The organism is Dolichospermum circinale AWQC310F (genome assembly GCF_000426925.1).
In the GTDB taxonomy this organism is placed as follows: Bacteria; Cyanobacteriota; Cyanobacteriia; order Cyanobacteriales; family Nostocaceae; genus Dolichospermum; species Dolichospermum circinale.
In genome coordinates this window covers 59,659-61,052 of sequence record NZ_KE384669.1, presented here as the reverse complement: position 1 = coordinate 61,052, position 1,394 = coordinate 59,659, and the positions used below count along the sequence as shown (strand labels likewise).

General features: G+C 44.1%; 2 protein-coding genes. One reads left to right on the top strand and one right to left on the bottom strand.

Annotated features, from left to right (window positions below; genetic code table 11):
- Positions 1 to 71: 71 nt before the first annotated feature.
- Positions 72 to 587, bottom strand: coding sequence for a TIGR02652 family protein (locus ACIR310F_RS0105295; protein WP_028082920.1), 516 nt, complete (start codon positions 585 to 587; stop codon positions 72 to 74).
- Positions 588 to 826: 239 nt separating this feature from the next.
- Here ACIR310F_RS0105295 and ACIR310F_RS0105290 point away from each other — a divergent pair, with 239 nt between their 5' ends.
- Complete coding sequence (locus ACIR310F_RS0105290) at positions 827 to 1,324, top strand: gamma carbonic anhydrase family protein (protein WP_028082919.1); 498 nt, start codon at positions 827 to 829, stop codon at positions 1,322 to 1,324.
- Positions 1,325 to 1,394: the final 70 nt, after the last annotated feature.

Sequence of the window (1,394 nt, the reverse complement as noted above, 5' to 3'; positions counted from 1 at the left end):
ACTGACCACTGACCACTGACCACTGACCACTGACCACTGACCACTGACCACTGACCACTGACCACTGACTATCACTCAAACAACCGAAAATATGGGTAACGCACCGGGACACCAGGTTCTTTATCCAAATCAAAATTAATCACTTCCCAACAAGGTTCTGCGACAGAATCAGGGCTAAAATCTACAGGTAAGCCATATAACCGCGCCCCCGTAGTAGCTTCCCCTTGTCCAGAACGCCAGGGTGTACTACGTTCCAAGTAGCCACTCATTAATTCCTGATAACGATTAGCAACAATTATTCTCGTAGCCCGATAACCTTGAGTATAAAGCTTATCTAAAGCTTCGTGAATTTCAAACCGAATCCCATCAGGATGAGTATGTTGACGATACCATTCACCATCCCATCTGCGCCAATGACGACCGGACTGTAAATGAACTAACTCCCCAGTTTTAGGTTCAGCTTCAAATGCGCCATGACGAGGACACAAATAAGTATCCGTCAATGTCAACGCTGAAATATTTTGGCGACAGTGGGGACACTGTATTTCAGGGCCAAATATTGGGTACTGAAAGCCTGGATTGATCATGAAGTGCGTATAAACATAGTATTGTTTTTCTGCCAGCACCAGTAGGTTTAACTTTACACTCCTGCTCCACTACTTTAGATGACTTGCTTACTCCTGCATAAAAGTGAGGATAGTGTCTGAGAACAAGTCTCACAACTGCCTGACCATAGCAGGCCAAGGCTATGATATTCTGGTTTAACAACCAGCCCTAAAGGTTGGAGTTTCTCCAGTGTTCCTGGGTACAATATCCATATTCTATCGTGTCTATCTCTTCTGGCTCAAAATCTCCTGAATTTTCTCAAGCTGCTTTTGTGGCAGCTAACGCTATAATCATTGGTTCTGTAACCATAGCAGCCAGAGCCAGTATTTGGTATGGATCTGTGGTTAGAGGTGATGTAGAACGGATTGAAATTGGCGAATGTACAAATATTCAAGACGGTGCAATTCTCCATGGTGATCCGGGTTTACCAACCATTTTAGAAGATTATGTCACTGTTGGACATCGGGCTGTAGTCCATTCTGCTCACATTGAACGTGGGAGTTTAATTGGTATTGGTGCTATCATCTTAAATGGTGTCAGAGTCGGTGCAGGTAGTATGATCGGTGCGGGTGCTGTAGTTACCAAAAATGTCCCCCCTGGTTCTCTAGTCCTCGGCCTCCCCGGTAAGGTAGTTCGTCAACTCACAGACACCGAAATCACTGAACTCATTGCACACGCGGAAAAATACTATCAATTAGCCCTCCTTCATGCTGAGTAGGTAATGGGTAATTGGTAATTGGTAATTGGTGATTCATTTTTGATAACTGACCACTGACTTTTAATTAAAC